Below are 14,265 nucleotides of genomic sequence, written 5' to 3' on the forward strand. Positions count from 1 at the left end.
GATCCAGCCGACTCCGGCGCGGGCAACGTGGCACCGCCATGGGCCTCGGTCGCCAACCAGCGGGGTACCCCGTCGTCGGCCGCGGAATCGTCGACCGTGCTGCCGCCGGTGGCCGCACCGTCGACGGGTGGTCCGCCGGTCCCCTGGCAATCCCCGGCCCCGGCCGCGACCCCGCCGTCGCCGTCCGACTACCCGTCGCTCACCGGTGCCGTGCCGCCGCCCGGCGGCTGGGGAGTCACCGGCCCGTCCGGCACCGCGCCGGGCTGGGCCCCGCCGCAGCCAAGTTGGACGCCGCCGGCCGACCCGCCGACACCCGACGCTCCCGGCCCGACGGCCGGCGACACCTCGCCCTCGCCGTCGACCACCGATGCCCTGCCCAGCCCGCCGGCTACCAGCCCCGCCTCGAACGGCGCAGTGGTCGGCACCGCCGGCCCGGCGGCCGGTTCAGCGTCCGAGCCCGCGAGCAGCACCACCGAGACCCCGGGCGGCACCGCAACGCCGGGCAGCACCGCAACGCCGGGCAGCACCGCAACGCCGGGCAGCCCGGCGGGCACCGCCTCCGCGCCGACGAACAGCGCGCCCGAGGCAGCGAGTACCGCGTCCGGGGCGGCCGGCGCCATGCCGTGGGCAGCCGCACCGGCGGCCGGGGTGGCAGCGACGCAGGCCGGTGATCCTCCAGCCGTCCCGGCCCCGCCGATCGTGCCGGGCGGCGTCGACCTGGACCAGCCGTTCTCCCTGGACCGTCCGGCGGCAGCCGCCGTGCCCGTCGAGAGCAGGACGCCTGCCGACCCCGCGACCGCCGACCCCGCGGCGGCCGGTCCGGCGGCGACCTCGGATGGCGGCACCGGCACCGGCACCGGCACCGGCACCGGCACCGGCACCGGCACCGGCACCGGCACCGGCACCGGCACCGGGGAGGATGGACCCTCCGTGGCGCCGGCGCGGCCGACCACCGAATCGCCCTGGGCGCTTCCGCCGCAGCGGCCGGCCGGCGCGTCCGGACCGGCCCACGCCGAGGCCGCCACCGCGTTGCCGCCGATCCCCGCTCCGCCCGGTCCGCAGCAATCGAATCCCGGCGGACCTGCCGCCCCGCAGGCTGGCCCCGGAAAGACGTACCCCGGGCAGACCTACTCGGGGCAGACGTACGCCGCTGGGGTTCCCGGCCAGGCCGGACCGGCGCCGATCCCGCCACCACCGGACGTGACCCAGTTCGGCGGTCCGCCGCAGAGCAACCCGGCGCCGCAGCAGGGTGCGCCGGCGGCCCCGCCGCCGGGGCCGTTCCCGCCGTCACCGGGCTGGTACCCGCCGCCCTGGCAGCAGGGCACGCCCGGGGCCACGCCGGGGCCGCCGCAGCAGTACCAGGAGGCCGAGGGGGTGACCCGGGTGCCGTCCACCGGCTATCCGGACGCCACCTGGACACCGGAGACCACCGCAGCACCGACCGCCGAGGATTTCGCCCGGCGTCGGCAGGTACGGCCCGCCGACCCGGTGGCCACCATGGGTGTGCGCGCGGTGGTCAACAAGATGGGGCTGCTTCGACTCGCTCCCGGGCGGCAGGAGCAGGAGCTCAAGCGGGACATTGAGATGGTGCGCCGCAACTTCGGCGGGCTGCGGCAGGTGACCGTGGTCAACCCGAAGGGCGGCGCCGGCAAGACGGTGGCCATCCTGCTGCTCGCGATGACGTTCGGCCAGAAGCGCGGTGGCTACGTGCTGGCCTGGGACAACAACGAGACCCAGGGCACCCTCGGGATGCGTGCCCAGCAGGACTTCCACTCGCGCACGGTGCGGGACATGCTGCGCGACCTCGGTCAGTTCCAGGGCGCGCACGGTCGGGTCGGCGACCTGTCGCAGTACGTCCGCTCGCAGGGCGAGGGGATGTTCGACGTGCTCGCCTCGGACGAGTCGGCCACCGGTGGCGAGATGCTCACCGCTGCCGCGTTCGCCGAGATCCGTGAGGTGGTCAGCCGGTTCTATAAGTTGATCTTCGTGGACACCGGCAACAACGTCCGCGCGCAGAACTGGCAGGCCTCGATGGATGCCACCGACCAACTGGTCGTCACCATGTCGGCCCGGAACGACTCGGCGGAGACCGCCGCGCGGATGCTCGACCATCTGGAGCAGAGCGGCCGGCAACGGCTGGTCCGGCAGGCGGTGACGGTGGTGTCGATGCCGCCGTCCCGCAAGGAGATCGACCTGCCGGCCATCCAGGAGCATTTCGCCGCTCGGACCCGGGCGGTGCTGCTGGCCCCGTACGAGCGGCTCATCGACAGCGGCGAGCCGATCCGGTACGGCGGGCTCTCCTCGGCCACCCGCGACGCCTGGCTGAAGATCGCCGCTGCGGTCGCCGAGGGGTTGTAACCCGCCGACGGCCGGCCCGGGCGTGACCCGGACCGGCCGTCGGGACGGGTGTCAGTTGCTGGCCAGCGCGTCCGCCGCCGCCGGGTCGCAGTCGCGAAGGAACTGGGCGCAGCGAGCCGCCTCGTCGGCCTCGCCGATCTCGTCCGCGGCCCGGGAGAGCACGTACAGGCAGCGGAGGAAGCCCCGGTTCGGCTCGTGCGACCACGGCACGGGGCCGTGGCCCTTCCAGCCGCTGCGGCGCAACTGGTCCAGGCCACGGTGGTAGCCGGTACGCGCGTAGGCGTACGCCGTCACCACCTGGCCCTGCGCGAACGCCCGCGCCGCGAGCTCCGCCCAGGCCGCACTGTAGGTCGGGAAGCGGGCCGCCACCTCGGCGTACGCCTCATCGGTGCCGACCGCCTCGGCGCCGGCCAGGGCGGCGTCAGCCTCGTCGTTCGCGGGGAGGAGCGTGGCCGGTGGCTCTGGCAAAAGGTTCTGCATCGCCCCATTCAACCCGCTGGGTGGGGCGGCACGCGAGCGGGTCGGCCAACGCGTTCGGCTGAACGGCTGAGGAGTTGGTCACGCCTGCGGCCTATGCCGGCGCCAGGTGTTTTCCACTACAACTAATGGTCCGGAGCCTCCCCAGGACCCGGTTAAGCAGGAGCCCGGTGGCCACGACCACCGGGCTCCTGTCGTTTCCGCCTCCGGCCCGGGGTTTGGCCGCCCCCGCCGGAGGGGCAGGATGGCCCGGTGCCGACCCCACCTCCCGCGGACGTCATCGAGCCGCACCTGCACGCCAACGAGATCCAGACCCGCGACGAGCTCGACCAGCGCCTGGCCACCGGCCGCCTGACCGGGCTGACCGTGCAGGGGCTCCGCCTCGACCTCGCCCCGGCCCCCGACCTGACCGGCGTCGAGGTCACCGGCACCCTCTTCGTCGGCTGCCGGTTCGCCTCCCGGGAGGTCGGCGCCGACCTGGTCCGGCGCGGCGCGAACGTGGTGCCCCCGTTCTCCGGGCTGCCCTACCCGACCCAGCCGACGCACCTCTACACCCCGGAGGAGCTGGCCGCTGGGTTCGCCGAGGGCGGGTTCACCGGGATGTACGACACCCGGGTGTACGAGCACTACCGGGCGCACGGCGGCGCGCTGCCGGAAGTCAAGGAGGCGCTCGGTCAGCGACTGCACGACCACGGCGTGGACAACGCGCTGGCCGACGCCACCCGCGCCTGGCTGGCCGGGCACGGGCCGCAGTCGGTGGCGGGAATCATGGGCGGGCACGCGGTGCGGCGCGGCAGCCCGGCGTACCGGATGGCGGCCGTGCTGGGTTGGGAGCTGGCGCGGGCCGACCGGCTGGTGGTGACCGGCGGCGGCCCCGGGGTGATGGAGGCGGCGAACCTCGGCGCCTACCTGGCGGACCAGCCGGCGGCGGAGTTGACCGCGGCGATCGATCTGCTGGCCACCGCGCCCGATTTCACCGACCACCACCGGTACACCGCCACGGCGCTGGAGATCCGGCAGCGGTACGCGGGCGTGCCCCGGCAGCGCGGCGCCGACGCGGGTTGGGCGCGGGCCGGCGGGCTGGCCATCCCGACCTGGCTGTACGGGCACGAGCCGGCGAACCTGTTCGCGGGGCGGATCGCCAAGTACTTCTCGAACGCGATCCGGGAGGACACCATCCTGCGGCTCGCCCGGGGTGGCATCGTGTTCGCTCCGGGACGGGCGGGCACGGTGCAGGAGGTGTTCCAGGCCGCCACCAAGACCTACTACGGCACCGACGGGGCGAGCGGGGCGTACATCTTCCTGGACCGCGCGTACTGGACCCAGGAGCTGCCGGTGGAGGCGTTGTTGCGTCCGCTGTTGGCCGCCTCCCCGTTCGGCGACCTGTCGTCGACGATCCACCTGACCGACGACGTGCGTGAGGCCGTCCGCCTGCTCACCGCGCCGGCCTGACGAAACGACGACGGCCGGCCCCTGAGGGGAGCCGGCCGTCGTCGGGAACGTCGTTACTTGGACATCGTGGTGCCGGTGGAGCGCAGGTGCTCGCACGCCTCGACGACCCGGGTGGCCAGGCCGGCCTCGGCGGCCTTGCCCCAGGTACGCGGGTCGTACTGCTTCTTGTTGCCGACCTCGCCGTCGATCTTCAGCACGCCGTCGTAGTTGCGCAGCATGTGGTCGGCGACGGGCCGGGTGAAGGCGTACTGGGTGTCGGTGTCGATGTTCATCTTCACCACGCCGTAGTCCAGCGCCTCGCGGATCTCGCTCAGCAGGGAGCCCGAGCCGCCGTGGAAGACCAGGCTGAGCGGCTTGTCCTTGCCGTACTTCGCGCCGACCGCGTCCTGGATCTGCTTGAGGATCTCCGGGCGGAGCTTGACGTTGCCCGGCTTGTAGACGCCGTGCACGTTGCCGAAGGTCAGCGCCGCCATGTAGCGGCCCTTCTCGCCGAGGCCGAGCGCCTCGACCATGGCCAGGCCGTCCTCGACGGTGGTGTAGAGCTTGTCGTTGATGGCGTTCTCGACGCCGTCCTCCTCGCCACCGACGACGCCGACCTCGATCTCAAGGACGATCTTGCCCTTGGCGGCCTCGTCGAGGAGTTGGGAGGCGATCTGCAGGTTCTCCGCCACCGGCACGGCCGAGCCGTCCCACATGTGCGACTGGAACAGCGGCTGCTCGCCGCGCTTCACCCGCTCCTGCGAGATGCCCATCAGCGGCCGGACGAAGCCGTCCAGCTTGTCCTTCGGGCAGTGGTCGGTGTGCAGCGCGATGTTGACCGGGTACTTCTTGGCCACCTCGTGCGCGTACGCGGCGAACGCCACCGCACCGGTGACCATGTCCTTGATCGAGGGGCCGGACAGGTACTCGGCGCCACCGGTGGAGACCTGGATGATGCCGTCGCTCTCCGCGTCGGCGAAGCCCTTGAGCGCCGCGTTCAGCGTCTGGGAGGAGGTCACGTTGATCGCGGGGTACGCGTACCGGCCAGCCTTGGCGCGGTCCAGCATCTCCGCGTAAGCCTCGGGGGAAGCGATGGGCATGTCGAACGCTCCTTACTTACCACTCTCGGCCGTGCTGGCCGCTGTTGTTCATTTGTGCGCCGGACCGCGCTGTCCTCCGCCCGGAAGTATCCCGTAGGTGAGGTGCGCCGGAACAACCGACCCGGGTTCCGGCCGGGATCCGCTCACCGGTTGTCCAGGTTGTCGGGCACGATGACGCTGATCAGCCAGGTGACCACAGTCATCACGATCGCTCCCCAGAACGCCGCCCAGAAACCGTCCACCTGGAACGGCAGGTCCAGCCCGCGGGCGATCCGGTCGGTGAGCAGGAAGAGCAGCGCGTTGACCACCAGCGCGAACAGGCCCAGGGTCAGCAGATAGAAGACGCAGCCGACCACCTTGATGATCGGCTTGAGCACCGCGTTGATCACGCCGAAGATCAGCGCCACCACGATCAGCGTGAGCACGGTGTTGCCACCCGAGCGGCCGTGCACGTCGACCCCGGGCACGATCAGCGTGGTGATCCACAACGCGACCGCCGTGATCGCCAGCCGGATGAGGAAGCCCACCGCCCCATCCTGGCACCGGGTCGTGTCGCCCAGGGGAGATTCCGCCGACTCGGCTTCCAGGCGCGGCACCGGCACACCCCGTACGGTGGGTGGGAACCGTGCACCGAGCCCCCCGGGAGGGACGATGGGTCAGCCCGATGAGGACTTCACCCCCGGCGATCACCTCGACGCGGACGAACGCGACCCCGAGGCGGAGCCGGCCGACGCGGTCGAGCAGGCCGCAGTGGTCGGCCCGGACGACACCGACGCCGAGCCGCACCGCGGCCTGGAGGTCGGCGACTGGGACGCCATGGAGCAGGCCCGGGTGGTCAGCGGAGACGAGGACGACTACCGCTGACGCCGCACGCGGCGAGCTTCAGCGGTCGACCCGCTCCGGGTGGCGCGCCGCCCAGTCGCCGAGCCGATCCTCACGGAGCGCGGTCAGGAACTCCGGGGCGAGCTTCGGGTCGGCGATCAGGTGATAAGGCGGCCCGGCGGGCTCCGTGACCGGCAGGCTGAGCCCGATCGGTTCGACCGATCGCAGCGTGGGCACGAGCCGCATCAAGTCCAGCACCGCGGCTCGGTCGGGTGACACCAGGAGCTCCGGGCCGACGGTTCCCAACAGCGTGGAGAGTCGTACCGGGTTGGTGAGCACGCCCTGGTCGGTGGCCTGTCGGACCAGCCCGGCGGCGAAGAGCCGGGCGTTACGGTCCCGGTCCAGGCTGCCCTCGGGTAGCCCACGCCGCTGGCGAAGCAGGTCGACCGACGCGGCACCGTCGAGACGCTGACAGCCGACCGGAAAGATCCGCCGGGTGTGGACGGAGCGCACCTGCTGGGGCAGACAGACCGGCACGCCCTCTACCGCTTCGGTGAGCTTGCGCAGCCCGGGGTAGGTCAGCACCACGCCGGCATCCACGTGGACTCCGGTCAGCTCGGCGACCGTACGTCGAGTCAGCTCGTAGCCCTTGGACATGTCCGGCCGGGTGAACCCGGCACCGAACGCGAACGCGGCGTTCAGCTTGTCGGTCCCGTGGCCCGGGATCGGCACGCCCAGGTCACGCGGCAACGAGACCATGTACGGGCGGCTCTGGTCGGACGGAATGTGCACCAACAGCACCGAATCTGCTCGCGATACCTCCCGCCCGTCGCCGTCGATGCCGAGCAGCAGGATGTTCAACGCACCCGTCACCACCGGCCGGCTCGATTCGCCGAGCAGGTCGGCGGTTGGCGGCGGCCCGGAGCGCTCCGGGGTGAACAGGGGCACCCCGATCCCCAGTACGCCGAGCAGGGCCAGCGCTGTACCACCGGTCTGCCACCGTCGGCGGCGGCGCCGCCGGCCGTTCGCCAGCCGGTCGATCGTGGCCCGCAGCGGGCCGGTCGGCGGGGTCAGCGGCTCGTGCCGGGCGAAGGCGGCACGCAGGTCGTCCTCGATCATGAACAGGCCTCCACGTACTCGGCCCGAAGCGTGGCCAGGGCCCGGGAGATGGACGAACGTACGGTCCCGACGGCGCAGCCGAGGATGTCGGCGATCTCGGCGTCGGGCAGGTCCTCGTAATAGCGCAGCACCAGGGTGGCCCGCTGCCGGCGCGGCAGCCGGGACAGCCAGGACCAGATCTGGTCCCGGTCCACGGCGGACTGGGCATGGTCGGCGGGCTCCGGCACCGCCTCGTCGGGTTCCCCGCGCAGCAGCACCCGGCGCATCCACGAGCCACGCCGCCAGTCGACGTACTGGTTGGTGAGCATCCGGCGCACGTAGCGCTCGGGTGAGTCCGCCCGGGCGACCCGTCGCCAGTTGAGCTGGACCCGGACCATCGTCTCCTGCACCAGATCCTGCGCCTGATGCGGATCGCCGGTGAGCATCACCGCGTACCGCAACAGCGGGGCAAGTCGCGTGTCCGCGAACTCCTCGTACGTCACTGCACCTCCCGGGCTCCTGCTCAGATGACGGGAGCGGACGGCCCGAACATTGCGGTGATGCTGATCAGCCTTTCGGCTGGTCCTCCCGGATGAGCGGCGATCGGGGCGGCGGCCAACCTGTGGGTTTCCTTAAGATCCGCAGGCTGCACCTGAATCCCCCTCTGGAGGAACCCCTTCATGCTCACCCACTCCACCCGGCGCTGGCTCGCCGGGCTGGGCGTAGCAGGCGCGTTCGTCGCCGCCTCCGCCAGCCCGGCCGTCGCCGCTGAGGCCCCTTTCGAGATCTCAACGCACGACCTGCTCGTCGCACCCGGCCACCTGGACTACGGCTGGTTCTACGCTACGCACACCGACAGCGAGGCGGAGCCGAAGTTCGGTCGCACCTCCGTGGACATCGACCTCTCCGCGGTCGCGGACTTCGCCACTCTGGAGCCGGCGTGGGGCTGGACGTGCGACGTATCGCCGACCAAGCTGCACTGCGAAACCGACATCGAAGATGGCAACTCGCCCTATTTCGACTACATGGTCACGGGTAAGGACGACGCGAAGCCAGGGCAGAAGGGTCCCCTGGCGATCAGCATCACCTCCGGCGGCAAGACGGCCAAGGCGACGGCCGACATCACCATCGCCGAAGGCGTTGACCTGGTGAGCGACCCGACCGTCGAGACCAGCGGCGCTCCGGGTGGCAGCGCGGGCCTGCCGGGCGTGGTACGCAACGCTGGTGAGACCACCGTCGATGGCACCGTCCTGGTCGTGCAGGCCGAATACCTCGCCGCCTACGGCGGGGACTTCTCAAACTGCAAGTCGGACGAGTGGGGCATGACCGCCTTCTGCGCGTTCGACACGAAGATCGAGCCGGGCAAGTCGTACAAGCTCTCCGGGGACCTGCCCATCAAGGTGGCCCCGGAGGCACGTACGGGCGCCAAGTTCCCGGTCTATCTGGACTGGTGGACCACGGACGACTGGAACCTGGCGTTCAAGGACTGGTTCCTGGACGACGTCAAGCCCGGCGAGGGCAAGGAGCTTCGTCTCGTCGCGCAGTCGATGCAGGCGGCGCGTGTGCCTCAGACCGACGTGGACAAGATGAACAGCACCACCGTCGGGACCGTCCGGGTGACCGGCGACAACCAGGCGGACCTGGCGACCAAGGGCGTGACCGCGAGTGGCAAGAAGGGCGACGTGGTCACCGTCGCGCCGAGCTTCACCAACCTGGGGCCGGCTGTGCTCGAGTACCAGGGCCAGGGCACGCCGGGCATCCGGCTCGAGGACCTGCCCGTCCGGGTGTCTGTCCCGGCCGACACGACGGTGATCGAGGCTCCGTACGACTGCGTGCCGTTCGAGCCGGGCAAGGAGTGGGACCCGTGGAACGCAGGTTGGGGTGAGCCGGGTGCCAAGGAGTACGCCTGCCAGGTCACCGAAAGCCCGAAGGGCATGAACAACCCGTACGAGTTCCAGCTCCGCATCGACAAGGTGACACAGGATGCGAGCGGCAGCATCGTTACCAAGCTGGTCGGCGACCCGAACAGCAAGAACGACACCGCGAAGATCGTCATCAACCCGGCCTCTGCGGGCGGCGGTAACGGCGGTGGCGGTAACGGCGGTGGCGGTAACGGCGGTGGCGGTAACGGCGGTGGCGACAACGGTGACGGCGGCGGCCTTCCGGTCACCGGTGAGTCCACCGGCCTGATCGCCGGTATCGGCGCGCTGCTGCTCGCCGCCGGCGTCGGCGGCTACCTGGTGGCCAAGCGCCGCCGGACCCGCTTCGTCGCCTGATCCACCCCGCACCACCGGTGCCCCGCCGACCATTCGGTCGGCGGGGCACCGTCGTTGTGGCACGCAGGATTCGCCGTCGGGTGGTGGGGGCGGTCCGGCGCATTACGAGGCCCAGCCTTCGGTACCCTTTGTGGCCGTGGACACAGCTGAGAAGACCCGCGCGCTCGCGGAGAGCGTCGCCCTGAACCCGCTCGATCCCAAGGAGCTGTTGCAGACCTTCGGGCTGATCGGCGTATGGGTGATTCTCTTCGCCGAGACCGGCCTGCTGGTGGGCTTCTTCTTCCCCGGCGACTCGCTGCTGTTCCTGGCCGGGGTGGCCTCGTCGCCGGTCGCGGATGCCATCTTCGGCGACGGCACCCGGCTCTCCCTGGCCGGGCTGCTGATCGGTGGGCCGATCTGCGCGATCGTCGGCGCCCAGCTGGGGCACTGGCTCGGCGCGCGGTACGGCCGGCGGATGTTCGAGCGGCCGAACTCCCGGCTCTTCAAGAAGGAGTACGTGGAGAAGGCGGAGTACTACTTCCAGAAGTTCGGCCCGGCGAAGGCCGTGGTGCTGGCGCGCTTCATCCCGATCGTCCGGACCTTCCTCAACCCGGTCGCCGGCGCTCTGGGCATGCCGGCGCGGAAGTTCCTGCTCTGGAACATCGTCGGCGCGGTGCTCTGGGTGGACGGCATCCTGCTGATCGGCTACCTGCTGGCCGAGCAGATCTACCAGGCCATCGGCGACAAGATCGACCACTACATCCTGCCGGTGGTGGCCCTGATCATCGTGATCTCGGTGCTGCCGATCTTCTTCGAGTTCCTCCGCGACCGTCGGGCCCGCAAGCGCGGCGAGGCGGTCGCTGTGGTCGCGACGGCCAGCGCCGTTGGCGCGGTGGAAGCGGTCCGCGAGACGTTCGACCACGACGAGCACCCGCACGACCGTCGGCGTCCGGAGCACGGCCAGGAGCGCTGACCCGAGGTACGACGACGGCCGGCCCCCTGGTGAGGGGGTCGGCCGTCGGCATGTCGGACCCGGCCTCCGGCGGTGCGGCCGAGGACGAGCAGGTGTCACTCACCGATGGCGCCACCCCTGGCTCGCCACCGGACACCATCCCGGCGCGGGACGGTGTGCAGTGCCTACTTCAGCGGGCCTTCTTGGTGGCCCGCTTACGCGGCGGGGTCAGCAGGTCGGCGATCGTCGCGATCGCACTCGGGACCAGCCGGTAGTACGCCCAGACACCGCGCTTCTCCCGCTCCAGCAAGCCGGCCTCGGTGAGGATACGCAGGTGGTGACTGACCGTCGGCTGAGAGAGGCCGAGCGGCGCCGTCAGGTCACAGACGCACGCCTCGCCCTCTGGGGCCGACTGGATCAGGCTGAGCAGCCGCAACCGGGCGGGATCGGCAAGGGCCTTGAGGACCCCCGCGAGACGCTCGGCATCGGCACGTTCGATCGGCTCGCCGGCAAGCGGCGAGATCTGAGGCATAGTCATTTCGGCCAACGCAGTTCCCACGTATTCCATCCTTCCACCAGCAGCATCGATCCGCCTGCATATCAGCAGATCCGAATCGGCAAACTTTTACGCCACAAGGCCGAGGTCAGCCAACGTATAGGCCGCCCGGTACGGCAATCCGGCGGCTCGCACCGCGTCGCCGGCGCCTCGATCAACAATAACCGCCACACCCACGACTTCGGCTCCGGCCTCACGAAGCGCCTCGACCGCCGTCAACACACTTCCACCCGTCGTGGACGTATCCTCCACCGCCAACACGCGACGGCCGGCCACTTCCGGTCCCTCGATCCGCCGCTGTAGACCGTGGGCCTTGCCCGCCTTGCGCACCACAAAGGCGTCCAGTGCCCGACCGGTTGGAGCGGCGGCGTGCATCATCGAGAGCGCGACGGGGTCCGCGCCCAGGGTGAGCCCGCCGACGGCGTCGAACTCCCAATCGGCGGTGAGGTCAAGCAACACCCGACCGACCAACGGGGCGGCCTGGTGATGGAGCGTTACACGCCGCAGATCGACGTACCAGTCTGCCTCGCGCCCCGAGGAGAGCACGACCCGTCCGTGGACCACAGCCAGGTCGGTAATGAATTTACGCAGGTCGTCGTGGTCCCCCATGGCGATAGAGATTACTGCGCAAGTCTGAACGCCGTATGTGGGGTCCACCCTGATCAGCCCGCCGGGGGACCGACGGTTGGCGATGTTCGACTACGCTCAGCGACCGTGCCAGTTGCGGCGCGCCAACCTCCCGGCGACAGTGCCCGCGGACCGGCCGGCCCGTGGAGGCTCAGCTCTCGTCGCGACCTATCCGGCCACGGGTGTCCCGGGCGACCGCCTGGAGCAGCCGGCGCGGCGCGAGGCGCAGACCGGCGACGGCCACTTTGTACTTCCACGCCGGGATGCTGACCAACTTGCCTTTGCCCAGGTCACGCAAGGCTTCGTCGACCACATCCTCGGCCCGCAGCCACATCCACTCCGGCGTCTTCGACATGTTGATGCCGGCACGCTCGTGGAACTCGGTGCGGGTGTAGCCAGGGCAGAGGGCCATCACCCGGACGCCGAACGGGCGCGTCGACTGGCCGACGGACTCGCTGAAATTGGTGACCCACGCCTTGCTGGCCGAGTAGGTCGACCCGGGCATCACCGTGCCGAATCCGGCAACCGAAGAGACATTTATCACTGCCCCATCCCGCCGTTCGGTCATCGGGCGAAGCGCCGCCAGGGTCAGCCGCATGACCGCGTGGACGTTGAGCCGCAGCAGGCGTGCCTCGTCCTCGGCGGAGGAGCGCAGGAACGGTTTGTTCAGGCTGATCCCGGCGTTGTTGACGAGCAGGTGCACCGGGCTTCCGTCGGTGAGGCGCCGTTCCACGATCGCGCAGCCGTCGTCCGTGGACAGGTCCGCCGAAATCGTCTCCACCTCGCGGCCATACCGGGAGCCCAACTCGGCAGCCAACTCGGTCAGCCGGCCCGCGTCCCGGGCGACCAGCACCAGGTGCCAGCCGTCGGCGGCCAATCGGCGGGTGAACGCCGCGCCGATGCCGGCGGTGGCGCCGGTGATCAGGGCCCGTCGCTCAGCGGTCGTCGGGTCGAGCGTCACGGGCGGGTCCTCACCTGGGCGGGTACGGGGGCGTGGGCGGCACCGGCAGCGGCTGGTGCGGGGCGGGTGGGAACCGGGGTGGAACGGTCGGCGCGGTCGGCGTCGTCGGGCGGTGCCGACGGAACCAGGCGTTCGCCGCTGGCAGGGTCAGCAGCGTAGCTACCACAAGGTAACCGAGGCACTGTCCGACCGAAAGCCCCGCGTTCAACGGGATCCACCACGACGGGTACGCGTCACCGATCAGGCCCAGTAGCTCGGCGGTCGCCCGCTCGCCGTCGCCCAACCGCAGTGGTGCGGCCCGTTCACCGATGACCACCGCCACGCTGCAACAGCCGGCGAGCAGACCGAGCCCGCAGACCACCCAGGTGGCCACCCGGACGCCGGATCGACCGGCCAGCAGCCCGAGGGCCAGGCCGGCGAGCACTGGCGCGGAGAGCGCGGCCACCACCGCCGACAGTGCCGCGGAGGCCCGCAGCAGGGTCACCACGTCGTCGATCTGCTGCGCGCTCGCCGAGGTGTCCCGGGCGGCGGAGCGGAAGGCGTCGACCGTCCGACCCAGCACCGCCAGGTCGACGACGGTGTACGCGAGTGCGGCGACCGCCATCACCAGCAGCACAGCCGTTGCCAGCAGGACCACGGCGGGCCGGCGGACCGGTGCCGATTCCGGGTACGACACGACGAATCCCTCCGGTAGGCGTCGGGTTGCAACCTATCGGAGGGATCGTCGGTGTCGTGGCTATCGAGCGGTCAACTCGTCGACGGCGGGTTCTGTCCGGGGCGGTCGGCCGGCGGCGTGTCGTCCGGCCGGTCCGTGCCGGCCGTGCCCGTCGAGGGCGGCGGCGGGTAGCCCGGCTGATCCGACCCGGGCGCCTGACCCGGCGTCGACGGGTAACCCGGCGTCGACGGATAGCCCGGCTCGGCGGGGGCCTGCGGGTAGCCGGGCTGACCCGGCGCCTGCGGGTAGCCCGGGTAGCTGGCGCCCGGAGTCGGCGGCTCCCAGCCCACGGCGGGCTTGCGGAAGAACTCGTTGGCCTTCGGCAGCGCCAGCAGGATCAGCGCCGCGAGCAGTGCGAGCAGGCTGATCACGCCGAGCAGGATGCTGACCGGGGTGAGCCAGGAGGGCAGGGCCTCGTCCAGCCGACGCTGGATCTCCTCGGCGCTCGGCATGTCACCGCTGGTGTCCCCACCGGTGGTGAGGCTGCCGGCCGCGCCGCTGAGCAGGCTGCCACCCACGCAGCAGACCATGATGCCGCCGACGATCCAGGTGGTGATCCGGGCGCCGTTGCGACCCTGGTTGTTGAACAGGGCCAGCACGCCCAGCACGACCGCGAGCAGGAGCAGCAGGATGCTGCTGCCGAGACCGATGGCGTAGAAGACGTCCGCCACCTGGTCGGCGCCATCGGCGGTACTGCCCTCGTACGCCTCACGGAGCGCGTCACGGGTCTTGCCGGCGGTGGCGAGGGTGAGGACAAGACTGATCACCTGGCACGCCAGGAACAGAAAAAGCAGGTAGCTGGAAATCGTCACGATGGATGGCCGCTGGCGGGCCGGCGTGCTCTGGGAATCGACCACGATTCTCCTTCCCTAGATCGCGCCCACACCGTATCGACAACCGGCCACTCTGGCAT

At 71.1% G+C, this 14,265-nt stretch carries 16 protein-coding genes; 5 read left to right on the forward strand and 11 right to left on the reverse strand.

Going from position 1 to position 14,265, the window contains the following annotated elements; all coding sequences use genetic code 11:
• Positions 1–188 precede the first annotated feature (188 nt).
• A complete protein-coding gene (locus OG990_RS28715) occupies positions 189–620 on the reverse strand; it encodes a hypothetical protein (protein ID WP_406077761.1) in 432 nt (143 codons plus the stop codon).
• Positions 621–648: 28 nt separating this feature from the next.
• Here OG990_RS28715 and OG990_RS28720 point away from each other — a divergent pair, with 28 nt between their 5' ends.
• Positions 649–2,358 (forward strand): chromosome partitioning protein, encoded by a 1,710-nt coding sequence (locus OG990_RS28720; RefSeq protein WP_406077762.1) that lies wholly within the window; start codon positions 649–651, stop codon positions 2,356–2,358.
• 51 nt (positions 2,359–2,409) lie between these two features.
• Here OG990_RS28720 and OG990_RS28725 read toward each other — a convergent pair whose 3' ends face one another.
• On the reverse strand, positions 2,410–2,838 hold the full coding sequence (locus OG990_RS28725) for a DUF3151 domain-containing protein (RefSeq protein WP_406077763.1): 429 nt from the start codon (positions 2,836–2,838) through the stop codon (positions 2,410–2,412).
• A 249-nt stretch (positions 2,839–3,087) separates the two neighbouring features.
• Here OG990_RS28725 and OG990_RS28730 point away from each other — a divergent pair, with 249 nt between their 5' ends.
• On the forward strand, positions 3,088–4,287 hold the full coding sequence (locus tag OG990_RS28730; protein WP_406077764.1) for an LOG family protein: 1,200 nt from the start codon (positions 3,088–3,090) through the stop codon (positions 4,285–4,287).
• Between the two features lie 53 nt (positions 4,288–4,340).
• On the opposite strand, the gene fbaA is transcribed toward OG990_RS28730, so the two are convergent.
• Together fbaA and OG990_RS28740 are read right to left on the reverse strand one after the other, a co-directional pair.
• The gene (gene fbaA, locus OG990_RS28735; protein WP_328422303.1) at positions 4,341–5,366 is read right to left on the reverse strand and encodes a class II fructose-bisphosphate aldolase; all 1,026 of its coding nucleotides are present in this window, start codon (positions 5,364–5,366) and stop codon (positions 4,341–4,343) included.
• A 143-nt stretch (positions 5,367–5,509) separates the two neighbouring features.
• Positions 5,510–5,893: a phage holin family protein gene (locus OG990_RS28740; RefSeq protein ID WP_328426210.1), complete on the reverse strand. Its 384-nt coding sequence runs from the start codon at positions 5,891–5,893 to the stop codon at positions 5,510–5,512.
• 124 nt (positions 5,894–6,017) lie between these two features.
• Here OG990_RS28740 and OG990_RS28745 point away from each other — a divergent pair, with 124 nt between their 5' ends.
• The gene (locus OG990_RS28745; RefSeq protein ID WP_328422301.1) at positions 6,018–6,230 is read left to right on the forward strand and encodes a hypothetical protein; all 213 of its coding nucleotides are present in this window, start codon (positions 6,018–6,020) and stop codon (positions 6,228–6,230) included.
• Positions 6,231–6,248: 18 nt separating this feature from the next.
• On the opposite strand, the gene OG990_RS28750 is transcribed toward OG990_RS28745, so the two are convergent.
• Positions 6,249–7,307, reverse strand: a complete 1,059-nt coding sequence (locus OG990_RS28750; RefSeq protein ID WP_406077766.1) for an LCP family protein — start codon at positions 7,305–7,307, stop codon at positions 6,249–6,251.
• Positions 7,304–7,789 carry a SigE family RNA polymerase sigma factor gene (locus OG990_RS28755; RefSeq protein ID WP_328422297.1) on the reverse strand — a complete coding sequence of 162 codons (486 nt, stop codon included), beginning with the start codon at positions 7,787–7,789 and terminating at the stop codon, positions 7,304–7,306. Before OG990_RS28755 ends, OG990_RS28750 begins: the two co-directional genes overlap by 4 nt.
• A gap of 177 nt (positions 7,790–7,966) precedes the next feature.
• Between OG990_RS28755 and OG990_RS28760 the strand changes: the two genes are divergently transcribed.
• Together OG990_RS28760 and OG990_RS28765 are read left to right on the forward strand one after the other, a co-directional pair.
• Positions 7,967–9,562, forward strand: a complete 1,596-nt coding sequence (locus OG990_RS28760; RefSeq protein WP_406077767.1) for an LPXTG cell wall anchor domain-containing protein — start codon at positions 7,967–7,969, stop codon at positions 9,560–9,562.
• Positions 9,563–9,692: 130 nt separating this feature from the next.
• Positions 9,693–10,514 carry a DedA family protein gene (locus OG990_RS28765; protein ID WP_328422293.1) on the forward strand — a complete coding sequence of 274 codons (822 nt, stop codon included), beginning with the start codon at positions 9,693–9,695 and terminating at the stop codon, positions 10,512–10,514.
• Positions 10,515–10,683: 169 nt separating this feature from the next.
• On the opposite strand, the gene OG990_RS28770 is transcribed toward OG990_RS28765, so the two are convergent.
• The 5 genes from OG990_RS28770 to OG990_RS28790 all read right to left on the reverse strand — a co-directional run bounded on the left by OG990_RS28770 (position 10,684) and on the right by OG990_RS28790 (position 14,209).
• Entirely contained in the window at positions 10,684–11,061 is a 378-nt protein-coding gene (locus OG990_RS28770) for a helix-turn-helix transcriptional regulator (protein ID WP_007454255.1), read from the reverse strand.
• Between the two features lie 57 nt (positions 11,062–11,118).
• Positions 11,119–11,658 (reverse strand): orotate phosphoribosyltransferase, encoded by a 540-nt coding sequence (gene pyrE, locus OG990_RS28775; RefSeq protein ID WP_328422292.1) that lies wholly within the window; start codon positions 11,656–11,658, stop codon positions 11,119–11,121.
• Between the two features lie 169 nt (positions 11,659–11,827).
• Complete coding sequence (locus tag OG990_RS28780; protein ID WP_406077768.1) at positions 11,828–12,637, reverse strand: SDR family NAD(P)-dependent oxidoreductase; 810 nt, start codon at positions 12,635–12,637, stop codon at positions 11,828–11,830.
• A 10-nt stretch (positions 12,638–12,647) separates the two neighbouring features.
• Complete coding sequence (locus OG990_RS28785) at positions 12,648–13,313, reverse strand: hypothetical protein (RefSeq protein ID WP_386985988.1); 666 nt, start codon at positions 13,311–13,313, stop codon at positions 12,648–12,650.
• A 71-nt stretch (positions 13,314–13,384) separates the two neighbouring features.
• Positions 13,385–14,209 carry a hypothetical protein gene (locus OG990_RS28790; protein ID WP_406077769.1) on the reverse strand — a complete coding sequence of 275 codons (825 nt, stop codon included), beginning with the start codon at positions 14,207–14,209 and terminating at the stop codon, positions 13,385–13,387.
• Positions 14,210–14,265: the final 56 nt, after the last annotated feature.

The sequence above is a fragment of the Micromonospora sp. NBC_00858 genome, assembly GCF_045207365.1.
Taxonomy (GTDB): domain Bacteria; phylum Actinomycetota; class Actinomycetes; order Mycobacteriales; family Micromonosporaceae; genus Micromonospora.

Excerpts from the sequence above, each read along its gene's own strand:
- OG990_RS28715 (WP_406077761.1), bottom strand. The coding sequence starts at position 620 with ATGGCGCCGGCCGCCCCGGACGCGGTACTCGCTGCCTCGGGCGCGCTG.
- OG990_RS28725 (WP_406077763.1), bottom strand. The coding sequence starts at position 2,838 with ATGCAGAACCTTTTGCCAGAGCCACCGGCCACGCTCCTCCCCGCGAAC.
- fbaA (WP_328422303.1), bottom strand. The coding sequence starts at position 5,366 with ATGCCCATCGCTTCCCCCGAGGCTTACGCGGAGATGCTGGACCGCGCC.
- OG990_RS28750 (WP_406077766.1), bottom strand. The coding sequence starts at position 7,307 with ATGATCGAGGACGACCTGCGTGCCGCCTTCGCCCGGCACGAGCCGCTG.
- OG990_RS28760 (WP_406077767.1), top strand. The coding sequence starts at position 7,967 with ATGCTCACCCACTCCACCCGGCGCTGGCTCGCCGGGCTGGGCGTAGCA.
- pyrE (WP_328422292.1), bottom strand. The coding sequence starts at position 11,658 with ATGGGGGACCACGACGACCTGCGTAAATTCATTACCGACCTGGCTGTG.
- OG990_RS28770 (WP_007454255.1), bottom strand. The coding sequence starts at position 11,061 with ATGGAATACGTGGGAACTGCGTTGGCCGAAATGACTATGCCTCAGATC.
- OG990_RS28745 (WP_328422301.1), top strand. The coding sequence starts at position 6,018 with ATGGGTCAGCCCGATGAGGACTTCACCCCCGGCGATCACCTCGACGCG.